This window comes from Piscinibacter gummiphilus (assembly GCF_002116905.1).
Taxonomy (GTDB): Bacteria; Pseudomonadota; Gammaproteobacteria; order Burkholderiales; family Burkholderiaceae_C; genus Rhizobacter; species Rhizobacter gummiphilus.
In genome coordinates this window covers 2938136-2958115 of record NZ_CP015118.1, presented here as the reverse complement: position 1 = coordinate 2958115, position 19980 = coordinate 2938136, and the positions used below count along the sequence as shown (strand labels likewise).

The window sequence follows — 19980 nt, the reverse complement described above, 5'->3', positions numbered from 1 at the left end:
CGAATCCGAAGCGCGCGACACGGACACGAACCCGCCGGCGGCACTTCGGCGGACGGCACGGCGCTTCGCCGGAGGCCGCACCATGGCATCGACCGGGCGCTACCGTCGGTGTCGGCCTTTCAAAGGAGACACCCCATGGCCCTGCCCATCGCCGCCGCCGTCAAGACCCTCGCCACGCGGGTCGCGCAATCGGAGACCGCCCGCACGCTCGCGACGGAGGCCGGCAAGACGATCGCGACGGCCGCCACGGACAAGCTGACCCAGAAGGTGCTGCAGCGCCTCGACGGGAACGGCCCGGCCGGCCGCGCCGGCACGCCGTCGGCGTCGGACATGCCGATGCCGCCGCGTGGCAACAAGCTGTCGATGCTGTCGGCCCGCAAGGCGCAGTCGCCGGACATGGGGCCGGACGTCGAGGTGGACCCGCGTGCGCCCCGCGCCTGATCCGGCCGGGTCCGGAGGCCGCCGTGTCGGCCGTGGCACGTGTCTTGCCCCCGAAGCCGGTCCCGACCGCGCGCCCACCCTGATTCCGTCCCCGCGCATCACCGGTCGGGCCCATCCGCTTGACCGTCCACCACCTGTCCGATCGCTGTACCGTGCTCGTTGACCAGCGCCAGTTGCTGATCGACGGCGAACGCGTGCGCGTCGGTTCACGGGCCTTCGACATCCTGCTGACGCTGCTGGCCTGTCCCGGCGAGGTGGTGACAAAAAATGACATCATGGCCGCGGTGTGGCCGGGATATGTCGTCGACGACAACAATCTGGCAGTCCACGTCAGCGCCCTTCGGCGCCTGCTCGGGCCCGGCGCGATCTCCACGGTGCCGGGCAGCGGCTACCGGCTGACCTTGCCGGGCCGCTCCTCGTCCCCACCGCATCCGGCCCCCGCGGGCCCGCCCGCGGCGCCCCTCGTGCCGGTGGTGGGACGGGAACCCGACCTCGATTCACTCGATCGGCTGGTGCGCCGCCATCCACTCGTGAGCCTCGTGGGCGCCGCCGGCATCGGCAAGTCGACCCTCGCCCAGCGGCTGCTGCAGGAGCGGCGTGACACCTTCCTCCACGGCGCCGCGTGGTGCGACCTCGACGCGGTGACGGACCCGGAGGCCGTGACCGGCCGCATCGCGCGGGCGCTGTCCCTCCGGCAGAACGCCGCCGACCTGCTGGGTGCGGTGGCCAACGCGTTGCGCCCGCTGTCGATCCTCATCGTGCTGGACGGCGTGGAGCGGGTCGTCGACGAGGTGACGCGGGTGGTCGACATCCTGCGGAACGCCGCGCCCGGCATCCGCGTGCTCGTCACCAGCCAGCTGCCGCTGGGCCTCGACGGCGAACAAGTGCTGCGGCTGCAGCCGCTGTCGATCCCGGCGTCCACGGCCACCGCCGCGCAGGCGCTCGAACACGGCTCGGTGCAGTGTTTCGTGCGTCGCGCCGCGCAGGGTTCCGAGGGGTTCCAGCTCACCGACACGAACGTCACCGACGTGATCACGATCTGCCGCCGCCTCGACGGCATCCCGCTCGCGATCGAACTCGCCGCCGCCCGCGCGGCCACGCTCGGGACCGGCGCGCTCGCGAGCCTGCTGGACCACCGCTTCCGGCTGCTGCGCTCGTTCAACCGGTCGATCTCCGCACGCCATGCCACGCTCAAGTCGGCGCTGGACTGGAGCCTCGGCATGCTGACCCCGGCCGAACGGGTGGTGTTCCGGCGCACCGGCGTGTTCCATGGCGGCTTCTCCGTGGAGATGCTCGCCGCCGTGGCCTCCGACACCGACCTGGACGCGGGACGGGTCACCGCCGCACTGGGCTCCCTCGTCGACAAGTCGCTGGTGCACGCCGAAGCGGGATGGCCCGACCGGCTCCGCCTGCTCGAGTCCACCCGCTCGCTGGCGCGGGAGCACCTCGAGGACGCCGGCGAGATGGAGCCGCTGCGCCAGCGCCATGCGTTCGCCGTGGTGGCGCGGTTCCGCGCGGCGATGGCCGAGGTGCACGGCAACCGCGTGCGGCTCGACGACCTGCGGGGCGCGCTGGAGCGCGACCTCGACAATGCCCACGCCGCGATGGCCTGGGCGCTGTCCCACGATCCCGCCGGCGCGTGCGCACTCATGCCGGCGCTGAGTTTCGTCGCGGCCGAGGCGCGGTCCCGCGAAACGCAGGCCCTGTGGGAACGCACGGCGCCTCATGCCGACGACCGCCTGCCCGCGCGGGTGCTGGCCGACTGGGCCCTCGGCTGCGCGCTGTTCTGGTGGAACCGCAACGTGGACGCGATGGACCGCTGGGCGACCCGGGCCGCCCCGCTGTACGACACGCTCGGCGATGCGGACGGCCGATACACCGCCCAGGCCGCGCACCTGGTCGTCGCGGCGCGGCGGGGTGTCGCGGTGGATGAACACCGCACGCGGCTCGCGCGCCTGTTCGACGTGTCGTTGTCGCCCGAGGCCCGGCGGCACGGCGCCTCGGCGTGCGCGATCGCCGCCGCGGTGGCGGGCGACGCCGACGCCGCCGCCGGGTTCCTCACCGAAACCCTGGCCCTCGCCCACCTGCAGGGCGACTCGCTGAACGTCGCCAACGCGCAGATCAACCTGCTCGACGCGGCCCTCGGACAGGGGCGCGTGGACGACGCCATCGCGCACGGCGAGGCCGTGGTCACGCAGCTGCGCGACGAACGGCGCCGGGGCGTGCTCGGTGTGGCGCAGCTGAACCTCGCCGCGGCGTACGTCGCCAAGGGCCTCGGCGCCGCGGTGTTCGAACTCGCGCGCGAAGCATGGCCGCTGGCGGTGGCCGAAGGGCTGCAACCCTACTGGGCCGACTACCTCGCGCTCGCCTTCGCCACGGCGGGCCGGCCCCACGATGCCGCACGCCTGCTGGGCTTCGGGGACACCGGCTACGACCTGTACCACACGACCCGTGTCGCCAACGAACGCGCCGCCGCCCTCCGGGCCGAGGCGCTGGCCCGCGACCGGCTCGGCGACCTCGCCTTCGAGGGGGCCCGCGCGCAGGGCCGCGCCCTCGCCGCGGGCGATGTGCCCGACCTGCTGGACGGGCCCGCCCACACACCGCCCGGCGGCGGCCGGATTCACTCGCCGGCGGACGCGCCGCCCGGCGGCGCCGAGGGAACCGCGGGAGCGGTCACGTCGCCCTGACGGGGCGACGGCGGCAAGCCCAGCGCCACGCGCAGGGCGCGCGCCGAGGACGTCCGGAGGTCGGCCACGAGGGCCGGCGCGGGGGGCGGGTCGTCGAGCCCGTCCGAGGGCCAGCCCGACAGGCCGCTGTCGGCACCGAACAGGTCCCGCTGAAAGATTGGCGAGAGGCTCATCGTGGGCTCCTGGATTGAGGTACTGCTTTCTTCGAACCAGTGTCCACACATCCCGCTAAATCGTCCTCAAAGCGGGATGAATCGTTTTGAAAGTCTGCGTCAATTTGAAAGTTCCACGGGCCGGTGGACCTGGAACACCCCGGGCATGGCAGGTCCGTGACACCCGCTTCGGGCCGCGCGACGCCGCTTCGTGATCGCGCCGCCACCTCGCGCACGCCCCCTCTACCGTCCACCCATCGCGACTGCCCGAAAGGCGGCAAGGAGGGCCCGCTCGCCGGGGCCGGTTCCGCGTCGGCTTCGGCCGTCGTCGATCCGTACCGGCGCGACCGGCGTTCCCTCCTCCACCCACCGAAGGATCCACCCATGAACACGACCGTCTCGCGGCAACCGCAATCGGCCCTCTTCGCTGCGCCCGGCGCCGCGATGCAGGGCTGCGCGCGGCAACCCGCGTCCTGCAAGCCACCCGGCATGCCCTCTCCCCTCGCCGCGGCCATCTGGGGCGCGGCCCTCCTGATGCTCCGGAGCCAGCTCCAGGGCGCCCAGGGCCAGGGCGGCGGCTGCGGCGCCGCCGGCGGCGCGCTCGACAAGCCGGCCTCGTCGCCCGCCCTCGAGAACGTGAACGACAAGCCCGCCGCGAAGCCGCAGCAAGGCGAACTCGACTTCGCCAAGTTCGTCGACCTCGTGCGCCAGCTGTGCAACTCGGCGTTCAGCGCCGGGTCGCCCATCTCCGGCGACTCGCAGTCGCAGCAGGCGTGCGACCCCTGCATGCAGAAGCCGCAGGCGGCCGCGGCCGATCCGGCGGTCGAGCAGAAGCGCATGGAAACCATCGCGATCCTCGGCCGGCACGAAGGCAAGTTCAAGAAGGCCGTGGACGGCGACGGCCTCGACAAGATGCTCAAGGACGAGAAGACGCCGCCCGACCTCAAGCGCGCGATCCAGGACCTGAAGGCCGACCCGCAGATGATGGAGGCGCTCGACAAGGCCAAGACGGGCAAGACCGACGGCAAGATCAGCGCGAAGGACATCAACATCCTGCAGTCGAACTCGGCGAACAAGGCGTTCGCCGAGCAGAAGGCCGAGGACTTCGAGCAGACCTACATCCCGTCGGACTCGAAGGACCCCAACGCGAAGCCGCGCCCCATCACCAACAACGATGCGCAGCGCGAACTCTTCCGCTACTCGGACAACCTGCCGAAACACGTCTCGCGCGAGAGCCTGCAGAAGATCGTCGACGGCACGTCCGAACAGGGCAAGTGCCCGCCGCAGCTCGTGGCCGCGGCGAAGTTCTACGTCGACAACCCGGCCGCCTGGGAGAAGGACATGGGCAAGGGCGCGAACGAGTCCATCCGCAAGGACGGGCTGGCCAATCGCGTCACGAAGTCGATGGAGCTGACGCCCTCGGAAGACAAGACGCTGAAGGTGCTCGACGAGAACCGCGACGCCTTCTTCGGCAAGGGCGCGCTGAACGACAAGAAGCTCAAGCAGATCTCCGAGGATCCGGCCGCGAAACCCGAGGTGCGCGAGGCCGCGACGGCGCTGCTCGACAAGAAGGGTTCGCTGCTGTTCAACATGCTCGACAACGGCAAGCACGGCCACGGCGGCAATGCGATCCACGCGGCCGACGACCGCAGCATCGGCCAGGGCGACCTGGACCGTGTGCTGAAGGACCGCAACAAGACGGTCGCACCGGCCGAGAAGACGCTGCCGGCGGCCGAGACGGGTGCCGCGGAGAAGTCCGGCCGCACCGGGCAGGCCGCCCGCACGCAGAATACCGCCGCGGCCCAGGCCGCGCAGGACATGTCGGACGGCACGTACAACCAGCCGGACAACAAGCACAAGAAGGGTGGCCAGCTGCGCGACATCGCCAACTTCTTCCTGAAGGCCTACTCGTTCATCACGGGGGTGGTGTCGGATGTGCTGAGCGTGGTCGCCAACCTGAAGATCCCCGGCCTGAGCTGGCTGGCCGCCGCGGGTGCGGTGGGCGCGAAGGCGGCCTCGGGTGCGGCGAAGGTCGCCTCGACGGCGCTGGAAGGCGGTGACGTGAAGGGTGCCGCGGTCAGCGCCGGCATCGGGGTGGCGAGCACCGCGGTCGGTGTCGTGATCCCGGGCGGCGGCAAGGCCGTCGGCAAGGCGGCGGGCGAGGCGGCCGAACAGGGCGCCAAGACCGGCGGCAAGACCTGGGCGAACCAGGCGGTGAACAACAGCACCGACATCACGAAGGGCGAACTCGCCAAGGAAGCCGGCAAGGAGGCCGCCAAGAGCACCACCAAGAACGGTGCGATGACCGCCTTCGAGGAGTCCGGTGCCAAGGCCGAGGTGACCGGCCAGGTCACCAACGAAGTCCACGGCTACCAGCAGCAGCGGGCGGCCTGATCCACCATGGAGACCCACCGCATGCCATCCCTTTCCCAAACCCCTCCCCCGTTGACCGACGAGGTGTTCGAGGCACTGGTCGGCGTGCTGTCGGTCGCTGCCGACGACAGCGCGTCCGACGATGTGCTCGCGACGCTGCAGGCCCTGCACGCCGCGCGGCCCGACTGGCCCGAGCTGTCGATCGCGCTGGCCCAGCGCCACCTGCTGGCCGGCGACCTGCAGCCGGCACGCGAAGCGCTGGAGGGTGTCGAGCGGCACGCGGACCGCGTGCCGCTCGTCGGCGCCCTGCTCGCCTACACGCTGCACGCGCAGAAGGACCCCGCGTGGCGCCTGCGCGCGTTCGAAGCCGAACGGGCCGCGCAGGACGAGCTGGGTTCATCGATTCTTGCAGGCCTCCGGGAGGAGGTGGCCGCGTAGCGCCACGCGGTCGAAGAGCCTTGGGGCCGGCGCGAGCCGGCCCCTTTTTTTGGATCGCTCCCCGCCGGAACGGGCGACGAAAAAAAGGGGACCGGCATTCACCGGTCCCCGGGATCGCGCGACGCCGGGAGGCGTCAGGCCGCGGCCGCCAGGGGCGGCAGCACGAGCAGCGAGGGCGACAGGTACGCGAGCGGCCCTGCGGTCGCCACCCGGTCGCACCGCTCCAGGTGGTCGAGCTTCAGCAGCAAGGCCTCGGCCGCCGCCCGCAGCGCGGGCGCGTGCGCCCGGGCCAGGTCCGCGCGGATGGTGGTGGCGTGCATCCGCAGAACCCGGGCAGGGGTGGCCGCGGCATCACGTTCGATCGTGTCGAGCATTTCCTGGGTGAGCATGAAGTCCTCCTTCCGGGCCCGTCTCCGGTGCGGACCCGTGCCATGACTATTGCTGCCCGCAACCAGTGGTAACGCCTTGCATCCGAAGCGGCCGCCACACCGGCGAAGCCTGCCGCGCGGTGCTGGCCACATCCCGCCGCCACGGCGTGCATCGGCAAAGGCGCTTCGCTCCGGCATCGCCGGCTTCGGGCGTGCGGCCCGCCGGGCCCGCACTCGCCCCCACAGTGCAAGGACCTCCACCTGCCGCAGGGGCACGACCATGAGCCACAAGCCGAACCTCACCCGGGCCCTCCACACCGTCGCCGACATCGCACGGCAGACCCTGCGGGACCCGGCCGTCCAGGACGCCGCCGCGGGCGTGCTCCAGCACGTCGGGCGCAAGCTCGCCGACAAGGCGGAACACGGTGCGATGCACCTGCGGGCGAGGCTCCCCGCCGCGGAGGCCGGCGCCACGCCGCCCGCGAACCTCGGGATGGCGACACGCCGCGCGGGGGTGGCGCTGGCCGAGGCGATGGGCCGCTCCAGCCTGCTCCGCGAGCGGGCCGGCAGGCAGGCCGCGAAGCTGGCGTCGCACCCCGCCGCGGGCATCGCCGGACAGATCCTGCGGGAGGCCGAAGCCACCTTCCAGCGCGTGCGGTCGGAGTACGACGGGTTCGTGGCGGAGGCTCGGGCTGCCGCGGACGCCGAGGCCACGGAGGCGCAGGCGCCGAACCGCGTCGAAGCCGAGACGGAGACGCACGACATCCCGACGGGCATGGCCGCCGAGGCGATCGGTTCTCCGGCCCCGGCCGGCCCGTCGAAGGTCCGGCTGCCGTCGTCCGAGCGCACCGAGGACGAGGACCGCTGGAAGCGGGACTGAGCGGCCGTACCCGGCGCCGTCAGGCGCCGAGGTGGGCGGCGATCTTCGCGAGGTTGCCGGCGAAACGCCCCACCCGCAGCGCCGACGCCCCCCAGTCCACGGCGTCGGCCTGCTGCGCGAGCCCGGCCGGCTGTTTCGCATGGAAGGCGCGGCAGCGGTCCTGGTGGTGCCGGTAGAACGCGTTGTCGCGTTCGATCGACTGCATCAGGTCGCCGAGCGAGTCCAGCAGCCCGCCCACCTCGCGGCGCATGTCGGCGTGGGGATCGGGCCGGCCGGGTGGCGGCTCCGGCAGGTCGGCCAGCGTGGCCATCAGCTCGTGGGCCTGGGCGTACATCGCCCGCGTTTCCTTGTCGACACGCGCCGACTTCGCGAGGAACTCGTCGAGCTTCTGCTCCTGGTGGTGCACCGAGCGGAACAGCTTCTGCGTGAACGGCACGTGGACCGCCGAGACCAGCTCGCGCGTGCGCGTGCGCCAGCCATGCGCGCCGCCGCCATCGGCCGCGTCCCCCGCCTGCAGCTTCACGAGCGCCGCGTCGCCCTTCTCGATGGATCGCGCGGCCTGCTCGCGGTCCTTCGCGAACTGCTGGATCGTCTGACCCATGCGGAACAGCGAGTAGGCGGCCTTCGCGGGACTGAGCGGATTGGGCAGCAGCGCCGTGGTGGTGGCGTTCGCGGCCACCGACACCGTCTGCATCGTCAGCTTCACGCCGAAGCGAACGTTGCTGGCCAGCAGCGCCGTGTCGCGCTGCTTCTGCATCCCCCATTCCTGCTGCACGGCGCGGTCGATGTTCGCCTGCTGGGCCGATGCGATGTTCCGGCACACCGACTCGAACGTGCGCTGCCGTTCCGCGGCTTCCCGGGGCGACGCGGGCGGCTGCCGGGTCATCGCGTCGTCGAAGTCGCGGATGGCCGCCTGCACCTCGCGGGAAGCTTCCTGGATCGACTCGAACGCCTTCATCTGCAGGCGCTGGAGCACGATGCTCTCGCGCCCGTCCCCGTAGTGCGCGAGCAGCCTCGGATCGCTGCACGTGACCGAGACGTTCATCGGGGGCACGCGCACGCTGCGGGTGGCCAGGTTGCCCGCCAGGTCGACACTCGCGAGCACCGCCGGCTGCGCGGCCGGCGTGACGGTGCGGTCGCGCAGCGCCGACAGCTTGCCCAGGCCCGTGGTCAGCGGCTGCCGGGCGGCGAAGGTGCCCATGGGTGTGGTGGTGCCGATCGTCGCCCCCGGCCGGGTCGACGGCAGCCCCGTCGCGGACCGCGGCGGCAGCGGCGGCGGGCCCTTCGGGGCGGCACGAGGCTCGGCCGGTTTCTCCGCGGGGGCGGAGCGGCTCAGCCAGGATGGCTTGCTCAGGTGGAAGTGTCGCAACGGGCGTTCCCTGGTCGATCGAATCCGAAGAACTGCCCCATCGTGGAGGGCGTGGCCGTGACCGCGCGGTGCGGACCCGAAGGCACCGCCAGTCCCGCGAAGCCGGCACGGCACTTGCGGCGGAACCCTGCGTGCCGCACGCGGGTCATCCGCGGCCGGCATCCTCCCCGAACCGATGAACGCCCTCCCCGCCCCCCTCCGTCACCGCCCGTCGCACCGGACGCGCCGCCTGCTGCTCGCGCCCGCGGTGGTCACGCTGTTCCTGTGGATGATCGTGCCGCTCGCGATGACGGTCTGGTTCTCGCTGATCCGCTACAACCTGATGCAGCCCGGCGAACACGGCTTCGCCGGCCTGGAGAACTACCACTACTTCCTGACCGACCCGGACTTCTGGCCGTCGGTGCGCCACACGCTCGTGCTGTCCGCCTCGGTGATCGCGATCACGGTGGTGCTGGGCACGGGCCTCGCGCTGCTGGTGAACGAGCCGTTCCCGGGCCGCGGGATCGTGCGCGTGCTGCTGGTCTCGCCCTTCTTCGTGATGCCCACGGTCAACGCGCTGCTGTGGAAGCACATGATGATGAACCCGATCCACGGCCTGCTCGCCCAGGTGTGGGCATTCTTCGGTGCCACGCCGGTCGACTGGATGACCGACGTGCCGCTGCTGTCGGTGGTGATCATGCTGTCGTGGCAATGGCTGCCGTTCGCGTGCCTGGTGTTCATCACCGCGCTGCAGTCCCTCGACCGTGAACTGCTCGACGCGGCCCGGCTGGACGGGGCCAGCCGCTTCCAGCGGTTCCGCCATTTCGTGCTGCCGCACCTCGGCCGTTCCATCGCCGTCGTCGTGATGATCGAGATGATCTTCCTGCTGAGTGTGTTCGCCGAGATTTTCACCACCACGTCGGGCGGCCCCGGCAACGAGAGCACGAACCTCGCGTTCCTGGTCTACAAGCAGGCGCTGATGAACTTCGACGTGGGCGTGGCCTCGGCCGGGGCGCTGATCGCGGTGCTGCTGGCCAACGTCGCGGCGGTGTTCCTGATCCACCTCGTCGGCAGGAACCTCGACTGACATGAATCGCCTCGCCATCCCGTGGGTCCGCACCCTCTCCGCCTGGAGCGCCGCACTGCTGCTGTTCTTCCCGCTGTTCTGGCTCGGCCTCACGGCGTTCAAGACGGAGATGCAGGCCATCGCCGTGCCGCCTCGGGCGTTCTTCACCCCGACGCTGGACACCTTCGCCGAGGTGAACGCGCGCAGCGACTACCTGCGCCATGCGGGCAACTCGCTCGTGTCGAGCGTGGCCTCCACGGTGCTGGGCCTGCTGCTCGCCGCACCGGCCGCGTACGCGATGGTGTTCTTCCGCACGCGCAACACACGCGGCCTGCTGATGTGGATGCTGTCGACGAAGATGATGCCGGCGGTGGGCGCGCTGCTGCCGGTCTACGTGCTGGCGCAGTCGGCCGGGCTGCTGGACTCGCTGTGGAGCCTCGTCGCCGTCTTCACGATGACGAACCTGCCGATCATGGTGTGGATGCTCTACAGCGCGTTCAAGGACGTGCCGAGGGAGATCATCGAGGCCTCGCGCCTCGACGGCGCGTCGACGTGGGCGGAGTTCCGCCACGTGGTGCTGCCGCTCACGAAGGGTGGCATCGCGAGCACCGGGCTGCTGTGCCTCGTGCTGGCCTGGAACGAGGCCTTCTGGTCGCTCAACCTCACGTCGGCCCACGCGGCCACGCTGGCCGGGCTGATCGCGTCGTATGCCAGCCCCGAGGGCCTGTTCTGGGCGAAGCTGTCGGCCGCCTCGCTGATGGCGATCGCACCCGTCGTGGTGTTCGGCTGGTTCTGCCAGAAGCAGCTGGTGCAGGGCCTGACCTTCGGCGCCACGAAGTGACGCCGGGGCCGTCGCGCCCGATCAGTACTCGTCGCCGCCCTGCGCGTAGCCCGGCGCCAGGTTGTCGAACTTGGTCAGCGGCTTCAGGAACGCGACCTTGCAGGTGCCCACCGGACCGTTCCGCTGCTTGGCGATGATGATCTCCGCCACACCCGGTTCCTTGCTGGTCTCGCGGTTGTAGTAGTCGTCGCGGTAGATGAACATGATCACGTCCGCGTCCTGCTCGATGGCGCCGGATTCGCGGAGGTCGCTCATCATGGGACGCTTGTCGGTGCGCGTTTCCACGCTCCGGTTCAGCTGCGACAGCGCGATCACCGGGCACTTCAGTTCCTTCGCGAGGGACTTCAGGCTCCGCGAGATCTCGCCCACGACGGTGGCGCGGTTCTCCTCGCTGCCGCCGCCGTTGCCGCTCATGAGCTGGATGTAGTCGATGACGATGAGGCCGATCTGACCGCTGATGCGCGCCTGGCGGCGCGAGCGCGCGCGCAGTTCGCTCGGGCTCAGCGCAGAGCCTTCGTCGATGTACATGCTGACCTTGCCGAGCTTCTCGACGGCCTCGGCCAGGCGGCCCCATTCGTCGTCGCGCAGCGCGCCGGTGCGCAGGTGGCCCTGGTCGATGCGGCCGAGCGAACCCACCACCCGAAGCGCCAGCTGCGCGGCGCCCATTTCCATCGAGAACACGATGACCGGCAGGCCTTCGTTGACGGCGACGTTCTCGGCGATGTTCAGCGCGAAGGCGGTCTTGCCCATCGACGGGCGGGCGGCCAGCACGATCAGGTCGCCCGGCTGCAGGCCGGCCGTCATGCGGTCCAGGTCGTACAGGCCCGTGCTGACGCCGGTCACCTCCTCGGCGCCGTTCTCGTGCAGTTCGTTGACGCGGTCGATCAGGTCGACCACGAGCTGGTCCATGCTGAGGAAGCCTTCGCGCGAACGCGAGCCTTCCTCGCCGATCTTGAAGATCTTGCTTTCGGCCTCGTCGAGGATGTCCGACGCGAGGCGCCCCTGCGGGTTGAACGCCGCGGTGGCGATCTCGTCGCTGGTGGCAACGAGCTTGCGCAGCACCGACCGCTCGCGCACGATCTCGGAATAGCGGCGCAGGTTGGCCGCGCTGGGCACGCTCTGCGCCAGCGCGTTCAGGTACACGAGGCCGCCGCACTCCTCGGTCTTGCCGTGCGTCTGCAGGTGCTCGAACACCGTGATCACGTCGGCCGGCTTGCCCGCGTTGATCAGCGTGGCGAGCGCACCGAAGATCAGCCGGTGCTCGGCCCGATAGAAGTCGGATTCCTTGACCAGGTCGCCGGCGCGGTCCCAGGCGCTGTTGTCGAGCAGCAGGCCGGCGAGCACGGCCTGTTCGGCCTCGACCGAGTGCGGCGGGACCCGCAGGCGGGCGACTTCGTCGTCGCCCGTGGCGGCGCCCGGCGACGAGAGGGATTCGGGGTTCGAGAAGACTGCGGACATCGTCGGATCATACGGGCGCGGACGCACCTCGGCTGTGGGCAAGTCTGTGGACTTCCCGTGGGCAGCCGGTGCACAAGCACCAAAGGAACACAAAAGAGCGGACCGGAATGAAAAAGGGCCGGCAGAAGCCGGCCCCTCGGACTCGCGGGTGAAGCAGGATCAGTCGGTTTCGCCGACGACCACGACCTTCACTTCGACCACGACGTCCGTGTGCGGAGCCACCGTCACGGCGTGCTCGCCGACCGTCTTCAGCGGGCCGTTGGGCAGGCGAACCTGCGCCTTGGCGACCTTGAAGTCGATGCGCGTGAGCGCTTCGGCGATGTCCTGGTTCGTGACCGAACCGAACAGGCGACCGTCGACACCGGCCTTCTGGGTGATGTGGACCGTGCGGCCGCTCATCTTTTCGCCCAGGGCTTGCGCGGCGGCCAGCTTTTCAGCGGCGGCCTTTTCCAGTTCGGCACGGCGGGCTTCGAATTCCTTGATGGCCGATTCCGTGGCGCGGCGCGCCTGGCGGGTCGGGATCAGGAAGTTGCGGGCGTAGCCGTCCTTGACCTTGACGACATCGCCGAGGTTGCCGAGGTTGGCGACTTTTTCGAGCAGGATGATTTGCATGTTCGTTGCTCCTTAGACCTTGTGCTGGTCGCTGTACGGCAGCAGGGCCAGGAAACGAGCGCGCTTGATGCAGGTGGTCAGCTGGCGCTGGAAGAACGCGCGCGTGCCGGTCAGGCGGGCGGGCGTGATCTTGCCGTTTTCGCCGATGAAGTCGCGCAGCGTGTCGATGTCCTTGTAGTCGATCTCTTCGACACCGGTCACCGTGAAGCGGCAGAAGCGCTTGCGGCGGAACAGCAGGGATTGTTGGTTGCGCTTGGGCTTGCGGTCCTTCGAGAACCGACCTTTACCACGTGGGGGAGCCATATTTCACCTCTTAACTATTTGATCCGGAACGATTGAATTCGGTCACATGGAACACGATGCCGCGGCCGTTGCGCTGGTTGGTCAGGAAACCGGCGAACTGGCCGGATGCCCCGATCTCCAGACGCTGGAGTTGCGATGCGATCTCACCGATGCCCACGGAGCGGATCTCCATGGAGACCTTGCGGGGCTGGCCGGCTTCGGAGAGCTGCGATTCGTGCCGGAGGCTCAACTCGCAGACCGGCAAGCCTGCCGGGGTGTATCGCGCCGCGCTCCGTTCGACCACTTCGGCTTGCAGAACCAGGCGGTTCATGCGGCCAACGCGGACGGCGTCGCAGGCACAGTCGTGTTCGTCAGGCCGATGCCTCTTGCGGCGCCTTGCGGGCGTCTTCGCGCTCGACCGACTTCATCATGACGGACGGGCCGGTCTCGGCCTTGGTCTTGACGACGGTCAGGTGGCGCAGCACGGCGTCGTTGAAACGGAAGCCGGTCTCGAGTTCGGCAAGGGCTTCCTTGCTGACTTCGATGTTGATGCACAGGTAGTGAGCCTTGGCGAGCTTCTGGATCAGGTACGCCATTTGACGGCGGCCCCAATCTTCCACGCGGTGCACCTTGCCGCCGGCGGCGGTGACGATGCCCTTGTAGCGCTCCAGCATGGCCGGAACCTGTTCGCTCTGATCCGGATGGATGAGCAGGATGATTTCATAGTGACGCATTGGAACTCCTTCTGATTTCCGTGGAGGAAGCCACCCCGAAGCGTCAATTCAGTCGGGTGTGGCAAGGTGAGCCCGCGATTGTACTCCGAAAAGAGCGGCGTCTGGAAGATCATGTCCTCGCGGAGGCGGGAGCCGCTTCCGCCGGGGCCCGGAGCCGGTCCACCAGGGCCATGGCACGGGCATCGGGAGGCCCGGTGAGCAGGCTCACCACCGCCATCACCACGAAGCCCAGCGGCACGCCGAACACCCCGGCCGAGATGGGCTGGATGCCGAACCAGAGCCAGGGTTCGGTCGTGACCCCGAACACGCCCCGCAGCCAGGTCTCGTTGCGCACCATGTAGTACAGCGCCAGGGCGAGGCCGGCCGCCATGCCGCACACCGCGCCCCACCCGTTGGCCCGGCGCCAGAACACCGCCAGCACCAGGGCCGGGAAAAACGCCGAGGCGGCGATCGAGAAGGCGGCCGACACCAGGAAGACGATGTCGGTGGGCCGCTGCGCGGCGACCGCCGCCGCGGCCAGGGCCACGAGGAGCAGCAGCATCTTCGACAGCATCACCCGCCGCCGGGCCGAGGCGTGCGGGTCGACCATGCGGTGGTACAGGTCATGCGACAAGGCGTTGGCGATGGTCAGCAGCAGGCCGTCGGCGGTGGACAGCGCCGCGGCCAGCCCGCCGGCGGCCACCATGCCCGAGACCACGTAGGGCAATCCGCCGATCTCGGGCGTGGCGAGCATCACGATGTCGGCCCCGATGCGGATCTCGCCCAGCTGCAGCAGCCCGTCGAGGTTGATGTCGACGACCGACAGCAGGGTCGGATCCACCTTCGTCCAGTGGGCGATCCAGGCCGGCAGGCGGTCGAACGGCGTGCCCACGAGGGACGTGAACACCTCGTGCTTGACCATCACCGCGAGCGCCGGCGCCGACAGGTACAGCAGCAGGATGAACACGAGCGACCACGTCACCGACTGCCGCGTCTGCCGCACCGAGGGCGTGGTATAGCAGCGGATCAGCACGTGGGGCAGCGCCGCCGTGCCCACCATCAGGCAGAACACGAGGGCCAGGAAGTTGTTGCGCGAGTCGTCGAAGGCCGCGCGGTCGACCTCGCTGCCGTCCGGGTCGCCCGCGAACGGCGTCGCGTGGGGCGGCATGCCGCCGAGCGGGCGGGACCGCATCTCGTCGCCGGCCTGCGCCTGCGTCCACGCCGCACGGGCCGCGGCCTCGTCCACCGGCAGCGCGGCCAGCGCCCGCTCGGCCGCCTGGCGTTCGGCCTGGGACGCCTGCGCGGTGCGGAGGGCGTCGACCCGCGCGCGGGCCAGGTCGTGCTCGCGCGCCAGCGCGGCGGGCACGTCGGCGAGCCGCGAGCGCTGTTCGTCGGCCCGCGCCTGGAAGAGCGCCCTCACCTCCAGCTCCTTCGGATCGTGCTCGAGCTGCCGCTCGCGTTCGCTCAACTGCTGCAGCTGGGCGCCGTACATCGCCTGCGGCACGAGGTCGCCGGTCTGCTTCACCGACAGCCACACCACGGGCACCAGGTAGGCCATGATCAGCACGATGTACTGGGCGACCTGGGTCCACGTCACCGCCCGCATGCCTCCGAGGAACGAACACACCAGCACGCCGCCGAGGCCCAGGAAGATGCCGATCTCGAACGTGACGCCGGTGAGCCGCGCGGTGATCAGGCCCACCCCGTAGATCTGCGCCACCACGTACAGGAACGAGCACAGCACGGTGGCCAGCACCGCGACGCCGCGGGCGAGGTTGCCGCCGTAGCGCTCGCCGAGGAAGTCGGGGATGGTGTAGCCGCCGAACTTGCGCAGGTACGGCGCCAGCAGCAGCGCCACGAGGCAGTAGCCACCCGTCCACCCGAGGATGAACGCGAGGCCGGCATAGCCCTGCAGGTACACCGTGCCCGCCAGGCTGATGAAGGACGCGGCCGACATCCAGTCCGCCGCCGTGGCCATGCCGTTGTAGGCCGCCGGCACCCGCCGGCCGGCCACGAAGTACTCGTCGGCGTCGGTGGTGCGGCACAGCATGCCGATGCCCGCGTACAGCACGACGGTGGACAGCAGGAAGATCAGCCCGATCCAGCGCTTGCCGAGGCCCATCTGCTCCAGCATGGCCAGCGCGGCGATGAAGAACAGGAGGCCAACGGTGTAGCCGGCGTAGACGCGGTTGAGCTGCTGCGTGAACGAACGAGGCCCCGGCACCGGGAAGAAACGGAACACGTCAGCCCGCCTCCGCGTCGGCCGCGTCGAGGCGATCCATCACGAAGGCGTACACGCCGATCAGCAGCAGGAACACGAGCAGCGCCCCCTGGGAGGCGATCCAGTAGTTCAGCGGCCAGCCGAACCAGCGGAGGTCGAGCCCACGGGCGAAGAACGTCGTGACGAAGGTGACCCCGAACCACACGGCCAGCAGCACCAGGGTCACGGCGCGAACGAGGCGCCAGCGGGGTGGATCGGAAGCGGAAGGGGAATGCACGGGAAGGGCTCCGGACCGGACCCGGCATTCTGGGTCGCCCCCGCGGGGCGTGTCGATCCCGGAGAACCCGCGCGTGGCGGTCAGCGGCAGGCGGCCGCGCCGAGGCACAGGCTCACCTTCCAGGCGAGCGCGCCAATCCACAGCAGGAGGAGCAGGACGACGGTGAGCGAGGTGCGCACCCGGGGCGACCAGCCGGTGGGCCACCGGCCGGACACCCACCGCAGTGGTGACGTGACGGCCCGGAACAGGCCATACACCACGTTGCGGTCACGCCCGGCGCCGAGGAGCGCGCCGAGCGCCGCCTGGCCGAGCCACGCGAGGAGCGCGATCTCGGCCAGCAGCTTCAGCGACCGTGCGAGCAGCAGGGACTCGGGCACGGCCGCCGTCGCGCTGGATCAGCCCTTGGCGAGGCGCTGCCAGGTGTCGACGACCGTGTCCGGGTTCAGCGAGATCGACACGATGCCTTCCTGGGCGAGCCAGTCGGCGAAGTCGGGGTGGTCGCTGGGGCCCTGGCCGCAGATGCCGACGTACTTGCCGACGGCGCGGCACGCCGCGATGGCTCGCGAGATCAGCGCCTTCACGGCCGGGTCGCGTTCGTCGAAGTCGCGCGACAGGATCTCGAGGCCCGAGTCGCGGTCCACGCCGAGCGTGAGCTGCGTCAGGTCGTTCGAGCCGATCGACATGCCGTCGAAGTACTCGAGGAACTGCTCGGCGAGCACGGCGTTGCTGGGCACCTCGCACATCATGATCAGGCGCAGGTCATCCTGGCCGCGCTTGAGACCCTGCTCGGCCAGCATCTCGGTGACGAGCTTGGCCTGGCTGAGCGTGCGCACGAACGGCACCATGATCTCGACGTTGGTGAGGCCCATCTCGCCGCGCACGCGCTTGAGCGCCTCGCACTCCATCGCGAAGGCTTCGCGGAAGGTCTCGGCCACGTAGCGCGCCGCGCCGCGGAAGCCGATCATCGGGTTCTCTTCTTCCGGCTCGTAGCGAGAACCGCCGATCAGCTTGCGGTACTCGTTGCTCTTGAAGTCGGACAGGCGGACGATCACCGGCTTCGGCCAGAAGGCCGCGCCGATGGTGGCGATGCCCTCGACCAGCTTCTCGACGTAGAAGGCGCGCGGCGACGCGTGACCGCGCGCCACGGACTCGACTGCCTTCTTCAGGTCGGGGTCGATGTTCGGGTAGTCGAGGATGGCCTTCGGGTGCACCCCGATGTTGTTGTTGATGATGAACTCGAGGCGCGCCAGGCCGACACCGCTGTTGGGCATCTGGGCGAAGTCGAAGGCGAGCTGCGGGTTGCCCACGTTCATCATGATCTTGATGGGGCAGTACGGCAGTTCGCCGCGCTGCACCTCGCTGACCTCGGTCTCGAGCAGGCCGTCGTAGATGTAGCCCGTGTCACCCTCGGAGCAGGCGACCGTCACCAGCGAACCGTCCTTCAGGACGTCGGTGGCGTTCTCGCAGCCCACGACCGCCGGGATGCCCAGCTCGCGCGCGATGATGGCGGCGTGGCAGGTGCGGCCGCCGCGGTTCGTCACGATGGCCGCGGCCCGTTTCATCACCGGCTCCCAGTTGGGGTCGGTCATGTCGGTGACCAGCACGTCGCCGGGCTGCACCGTGTCCATGTCGGCCAGGCTGTGCACGATGCGCACGGGGCCGGTGCCGATCTTCTGGCCGATGGCGCGGCCTTCCACGAGCACGGTGCCCGTGCCCTTGAGCTTGTAGCGCTGCTCGGCCTTGCCGGCCTGCTGGCTCTTCACCGTCTCCGGGCGGGCCTGCAGGATGTAGAGCTGGCCGTCGCCACCGTCCTTGCCCCACTCGATGTCCATCGGGCGGCCGTAGTGCTGCTCGATGATCAGGGCGTACTTCGCGAGGTCGGTCACGTCGGCATCGCTCAGCGAGTAGCGGTTGCGCAGCTCGGTGGCGGTGTCGACCGTCTTGACGAGCTTGCCGCTCTTCGCCTTCTCTTCCGGCGTGGCGAACTCCATCTTGATGAGCTTCGAGCCGAGGTTGCGGCGGATGACCGCGACCTTGCCGTTCTTCAGCGAAGGCTTGTGGACGTAGAACTCGTCGGGGTTCACCGCGCCCTGCACCACCGTCTCGCCCAGGCCGTAGCTGGACGTGATGAACACCACGTCCTTGAAGCCGCTTTCGGTGTCCATCGTGAACATCACGCCGGCCGCACCGAGGTCGGAGCGCACCATGCGCTGCACGCCGGCCGACAGGGCGACGTCGCTGTGCGCGAAGCCCTTGTGGACGCGGTAGCTGATGGCACGGTCGTTGTAGAGGCTGGCGAACACCTCCTTCATCTTGTGCAGCACGTCGTCGATGCCCACCACGTTCAGGAAGGTTTCCTGCTGGCCGGCGAAGCTGGCGTCGGGCAGGTCTTCCGCGGTGGCGGACGAACGGACGGCGAAGGACGCGCCGGGGCTGCCGGCCGTGAGCTTCGCGAACTCGGTGGTGATGGCGGCCTGCAGGTCGGCCGGGAACGGGGTTTCCTCGATCCAGCGCCGGATCTCGGCACCGGCCTCGGCCAGGGCTCGGACGTCGTCGGTGTTCAGCGTCGAGAGGCGCTTCGCGATGCGGTCCGCCAGGCCGTCGTGGGCGAGGAACTGCCGGAACGCGTGGGCGGTGGTCGCGAAACCACCGGGGACACGCACCCCGGAGGCCGCCAGTTGGCTGATCATTTCGCCCAATGAGGCGTTTTTGCCGCCAACCGACTCGACGTCGGTCATTCTCAGGTGTTCAAACGGCACGACCAGGGCGGTCGCCAGGTTTGGGGTTGACATGGGAAAGCTCCGTGATGATGAAAAACCGGTGTGCTCCCATGGCCCAGCGAACCCGAGCAATGCTTCGAGGGCTCCAGCAGATGGCCGCGCACGGTCAGGCGCGTTGTTCGAGTGGGTGTAGGCATCGACCGTGCATATGGGGAAAGACTTGGGCCGGATTCTACGGGGTTTTGCCTATCATGTCGGAACCCCCGCACTTGCAGGTTTTCATGCTCAATCGCACCGTTTACTTCATCTCTGACGGCACCGGCATCACCGCCGAGACCTTCGGCAACTCGATCCTGGCGCAGTTCACGATCAAGCCGCGCCACGTCCGCCGCCCGTTCATCGACACCGTCGACAAGGTGCACCAGGTGGTCCGCGAGATCAACCACACCACCGAACTGGAGGGCCGCCGCTCCATCGTGTTCGTCACGCTGGTCGACTCCGAGCTGCTGGCCATCCTCAAGACCCAGTGCAAGGGCATGGTGCTGGACATGTTCAACACCTTCATCGAACCGCTGGAAACCGAGTTCGGCATCACGTCGAACCACCGCGTGGGCCGGTTCTCCGACATCTCGAAGAGCCAGGAGTACACGGACCGCATCGAGGCCATCAACTTCTCGCTGGCCCACGACGACGGCCAGTCGGCCAAGAATCTGGAACAGGCCGACGTGATCCTGGTGGGCGTGAGCCGCAGCGGCAAGACGCCCACGTCGCTCTACCTGGCCATGCAGCACGGCATCAAGGCGGCCAACTACCCGCTGATCCCGGAAGACTTCGAACGGCGGGCCATCCCGGCCAGCCTGGCGCCCCACAAGGCCAAGTGTTTCGGCCTCACGATCGCGCCCGAGCGCCTCTGCGAGATCCGCAACGAGCGGCGCCCGAACAGCAAGTACGCGAGCATCGAGAACTGCCGCCACGAGGTGGCCGAGGCCGAGTCGATGATGCGCCGCGAGGGCATCTCGTGGCTGTCGTCCACGCACAAGTCGATCGAGGAGATCGCCACCACGATCCTGCGGGACATCCGGCCGGACCGGTTGATGTACTGA

Annotated in this window: 20 protein-coding genes; 8 read left to right on the top strand and 12 right to left on the bottom strand. The window is 69.6% G+C overall.

Features of this window, described 5'->3' with window-relative positions:
• Nucleotides 1-135: 135 nt before the first annotated feature.
• On the top strand, nt 136-441 hold the full coding sequence (locus A4W93_RS13225; protein ID WP_085751046.1) for a hypothetical protein: 306 nt from the start codon (nt 136-138) through the stop codon (nt 439-441).
• Between the two features lie 152 nt (nt 442-593).
• Complete coding sequence (locus A4W93_RS13220) at nt 594-3128, top strand: ATP-binding protein (RefSeq protein WP_157131650.1); 2535 nt, start codon at nt 594-596, stop codon at nt 3126-3128.
• Here A4W93_RS13220 and A4W93_RS13215 read toward each other — a convergent pair.
• The gene (locus A4W93_RS13215) at nt 3062-3301 is read right to left on the bottom strand and encodes a hypothetical protein (protein WP_085751044.1); all 240 of its coding nucleotides are present in this window, start codon (nt 3299-3301) and stop codon (nt 3062-3064) included. The genes A4W93_RS13220 and A4W93_RS13215 overlap by 67 nt on opposite strands.
• A 363-nt stretch (nt 3302-3664) precedes the next feature.
• Between A4W93_RS13215 and A4W93_RS13210 the strand changes: the two genes are divergently transcribed.
• On the top strand, nt 3665-5674 hold the full coding sequence (locus A4W93_RS13210; protein ID WP_085751043.1) for an HrpF/NolX family T3SS translocon protein: 2010 nt from the start codon (nt 3665-3667) through the stop codon (nt 5672-5674).
• Between the two features lie 21 nt (nt 5675-5695).
• Nucleotides 5696-6091 (top strand): HrpB1 family type III secretion system apparatus protein, encoded by a 396-nt coding sequence (locus A4W93_RS13205; protein ID WP_157782152.1) that lies wholly within the window; start codon nt 5696-5698, stop codon nt 6089-6091.
• 134 nt (nt 6092-6225) lie between these two features.
• Here A4W93_RS13205 and A4W93_RS13200 read toward each other — a convergent pair whose 3' ends face one another.
• On the bottom strand, nt 6226-6480 hold the full coding sequence (locus tag A4W93_RS13200; RefSeq protein WP_085751041.1) for a hypothetical protein: 255 nt from the start codon (nt 6478-6480) through the stop codon (nt 6226-6228).
• Nucleotides 6481-6739: 259 nt separating this feature from the next.
• Here A4W93_RS13200 and A4W93_RS13195 point away from each other — a divergent pair, with 259 nt between their 5' ends.
• Complete coding sequence (locus A4W93_RS13195; protein WP_085751040.1) at nt 6740-7339, top strand: hypothetical protein; 600 nt, start codon at nt 6740-6742, stop codon at nt 7337-7339.
• Nucleotides 7340-7358: 19 nt separating this feature from the next.
• Here the strand turns inward: A4W93_RS13195 and A4W93_RS13190 are convergent, their stop codons facing one another.
• The gene (locus A4W93_RS13190) at nt 7359-8708 is read right to left on the bottom strand and encodes a hypothetical protein (RefSeq protein WP_157131649.1); all 1350 of its coding nucleotides are present in this window, start codon (nt 8706-8708) and stop codon (nt 7359-7361) included.
• A gap of 175 nt (nt 8709-8883) precedes the next feature.
• On the opposite strand from A4W93_RS13190, the gene A4W93_RS13185 reads away from it, so the two are divergent.
• On the top strand, nt 8884-9774 hold the full coding sequence (locus tag A4W93_RS13185) for a carbohydrate ABC transporter permease (protein ID WP_085751038.1): 891 nt from the start codon (nt 8884-8886) through the stop codon (nt 9772-9774).
• Nucleotide 9775: 1 nt separating this feature from the next.
• Entirely contained in the window at nt 9776-10594 is an 819-nt protein-coding gene (locus tag A4W93_RS13180; RefSeq protein ID WP_085751037.1) for a carbohydrate ABC transporter permease, read from the top strand.
• Between the two features lie 21 nt (nt 10595-10615).
• On the opposite strand, the gene dnaB is transcribed toward A4W93_RS13180, so the two are convergent.
• The 9 genes from dnaB to ppsA all read right to left on the bottom strand — a co-directional run bounded on the left by dnaB (nt 10616) and on the right by ppsA (nt 18949).
• Nucleotides 10616-12052: a replicative DNA helicase gene (dnaB, locus tag A4W93_RS13175; RefSeq protein WP_085751036.1), complete on the bottom strand. Its 1437-nt coding sequence runs from the start codon at nt 12050-12052 to the stop codon at nt 10616-10618.
• 159 nt (nt 12053-12211) lie between these two features.
• Complete coding sequence (gene rplI, locus A4W93_RS13170; protein ID WP_085751035.1) at nt 12212-12664, bottom strand: 50S ribosomal protein L9; 453 nt, start codon at nt 12662-12664, stop codon at nt 12212-12214.
• A gap of 12 nt (nt 12665-12676) precedes the next feature.
• Nucleotides 12677-12967: a 30S ribosomal protein S18 gene (gene rpsR, locus A4W93_RS13165; RefSeq protein ID WP_085751034.1), complete on the bottom strand. Its 291-nt coding sequence runs from the start codon at nt 12965-12967 to the stop codon at nt 12677-12679.
• A gap of 10 nt (nt 12968-12977) precedes the next feature.
• Nucleotides 12978-13277, bottom strand: a complete 300-nt coding sequence (gene priB, locus A4W93_RS13160) for a primosomal replication protein N (RefSeq protein WP_085751033.1) — start codon at nt 13275-13277, stop codon at nt 12978-12980.
• 40 nt (nt 13278-13317) lie between these two features.
• Entirely contained in the window at nt 13318-13680 is a 363-nt protein-coding gene (rpsF, locus tag A4W93_RS13155; RefSeq protein WP_085751032.1) for a 30S ribosomal protein S6, read from the bottom strand.
• Nucleotides 13681-13789: 109 nt separating this feature from the next.
• Entirely contained in the window at nt 13790-15901 is a 2112-nt protein-coding gene (locus A4W93_RS13150; protein ID WP_237357777.1) for a sodium:solute symporter family protein, read from the bottom strand.
• Between the two features lies 1 nt (nt 15902).
• On the bottom strand, nt 15903-16157 hold the full coding sequence (locus A4W93_RS13145) for a DUF4212 domain-containing protein (RefSeq protein ID WP_085751031.1): 255 nt from the start codon (nt 16155-16157) through the stop codon (nt 15903-15905).
• Nucleotides 16158-16237: 80 nt separating this feature from the next.
• A complete protein-coding gene (locus A4W93_RS13140) occupies nt 16238-16534 on the bottom strand; it encodes a hypothetical protein (RefSeq protein WP_085751030.1) in 297 nt (98 codons plus the stop codon).
• Nucleotides 16535-16552: 18 nt separating this feature from the next.
• Nucleotides 16553-18949, bottom strand: coding sequence for a phosphoenolpyruvate synthase (gene ppsA / locus A4W93_RS13135; protein WP_085751029.1), 2397 nt, complete (start codon nt 18947-18949; stop codon nt 16553-16555).
• Nucleotides 18950-19158: 209 nt separating this feature from the next.
• Between ppsA and ppsR the strand changes: the two genes are divergently transcribed.
• Nucleotides 19159-19980 (top strand): posphoenolpyruvate synthetase regulatory kinase/phosphorylase PpsR, encoded by an 822-nt coding sequence (gene ppsR / locus A4W93_RS13130; protein WP_085754156.1) that lies wholly within the window; start codon nt 19159-19161, stop codon nt 19978-19980.

Excerpts from the sequence above, each read along its gene's own strand:
- A4W93_RS13180 (WP_085751037.1), top strand. The coding sequence starts at position 9,776 with ATGAATCGCCTCGCCATCCCGTGGGTCCGCACCCTCTCCGCCTGGAGC.
- rpsR (WP_085751034.1), bottom strand. The coding sequence starts at position 12,967 with ATGGCTCCCCCACGTGGTAAAGGTCGGTTCTCGAAGGACCGCAAGCCC.
- A4W93_RS13205 (WP_157782152.1), top strand. The coding sequence starts at position 5,696 with ATGCCATCCCTTTCCCAAACCCCTCCCCCGTTGACCGACGAGGTGTTC.
- A4W93_RS13225 (WP_085751046.1), top strand. The coding sequence starts at position 136 with ATGGCCCTGCCCATCGCCGCCGCCGTCAAGACCCTCGCCACGCGGGTC.
- A4W93_RS13210 (WP_085751043.1), top strand. The coding sequence starts at position 3,665 with ATGAACACGACCGTCTCGCGGCAACCGCAATCGGCCCTCTTCGCTGCG.
- rplI (WP_085751035.1), bottom strand. The coding sequence starts at position 12,664 with ATGCAAATCATCCTGCTCGAAAAAGTCGCCAACCTCGGCAACCTCGGC.
- dnaB (WP_085751036.1), bottom strand. The coding sequence starts at position 12,052 with ATGTCCGCAGTCTTCTCGAACCCCGAATCCCTCTCGTCGCCGGGCGCC.
- A4W93_RS13200 (WP_085751041.1), bottom strand. The coding sequence starts at position 6,480 with ATGCTCACCCAGGAAATGCTCGACACGATCGAACGTGATGCCGCGGCC.
- rpsF (WP_085751032.1), bottom strand. The coding sequence starts at position 13,680 with ATGCGTCACTATGAAATCATCCTGCTCATCCATCCGGATCAGAGCGAA.
- ppsA (WP_085751029.1), bottom strand. The coding sequence starts at position 18,949 with ATGTCAACCCCAAACCTGGCGACCGCCCTGGTCGTGCCGTTTGAACAC.
- A4W93_RS13215 (WP_085751044.1), bottom strand. The coding sequence starts at position 3,301 with ATGAGCCTCTCGCCAATCTTTCAGCGGGACCTGTTCGGTGCCGACAGC.
- priB (WP_085751033.1), bottom strand. The coding sequence starts at position 13,277 with ATGAACCGCCTGGTTCTGCAAGCCGAAGTGGTCGAACGGAGCGCGGCG.
- A4W93_RS13195 (WP_085751040.1), top strand. The coding sequence starts at position 6,740 with ATGAGCCACAAGCCGAACCTCACCCGGGCCCTCCACACCGTCGCCGAC.
- A4W93_RS13185 (WP_085751038.1), top strand. The coding sequence starts at position 8,884 with ATGAACGCCCTCCCCGCCCCCCTCCGTCACCGCCCGTCGCACCGGACG.
- ppsR (WP_085754156.1), top strand. The coding sequence starts at position 19,159 with ATGCTCAATCGCACCGTTTACTTCATCTCTGACGGCACCGGCATCACC.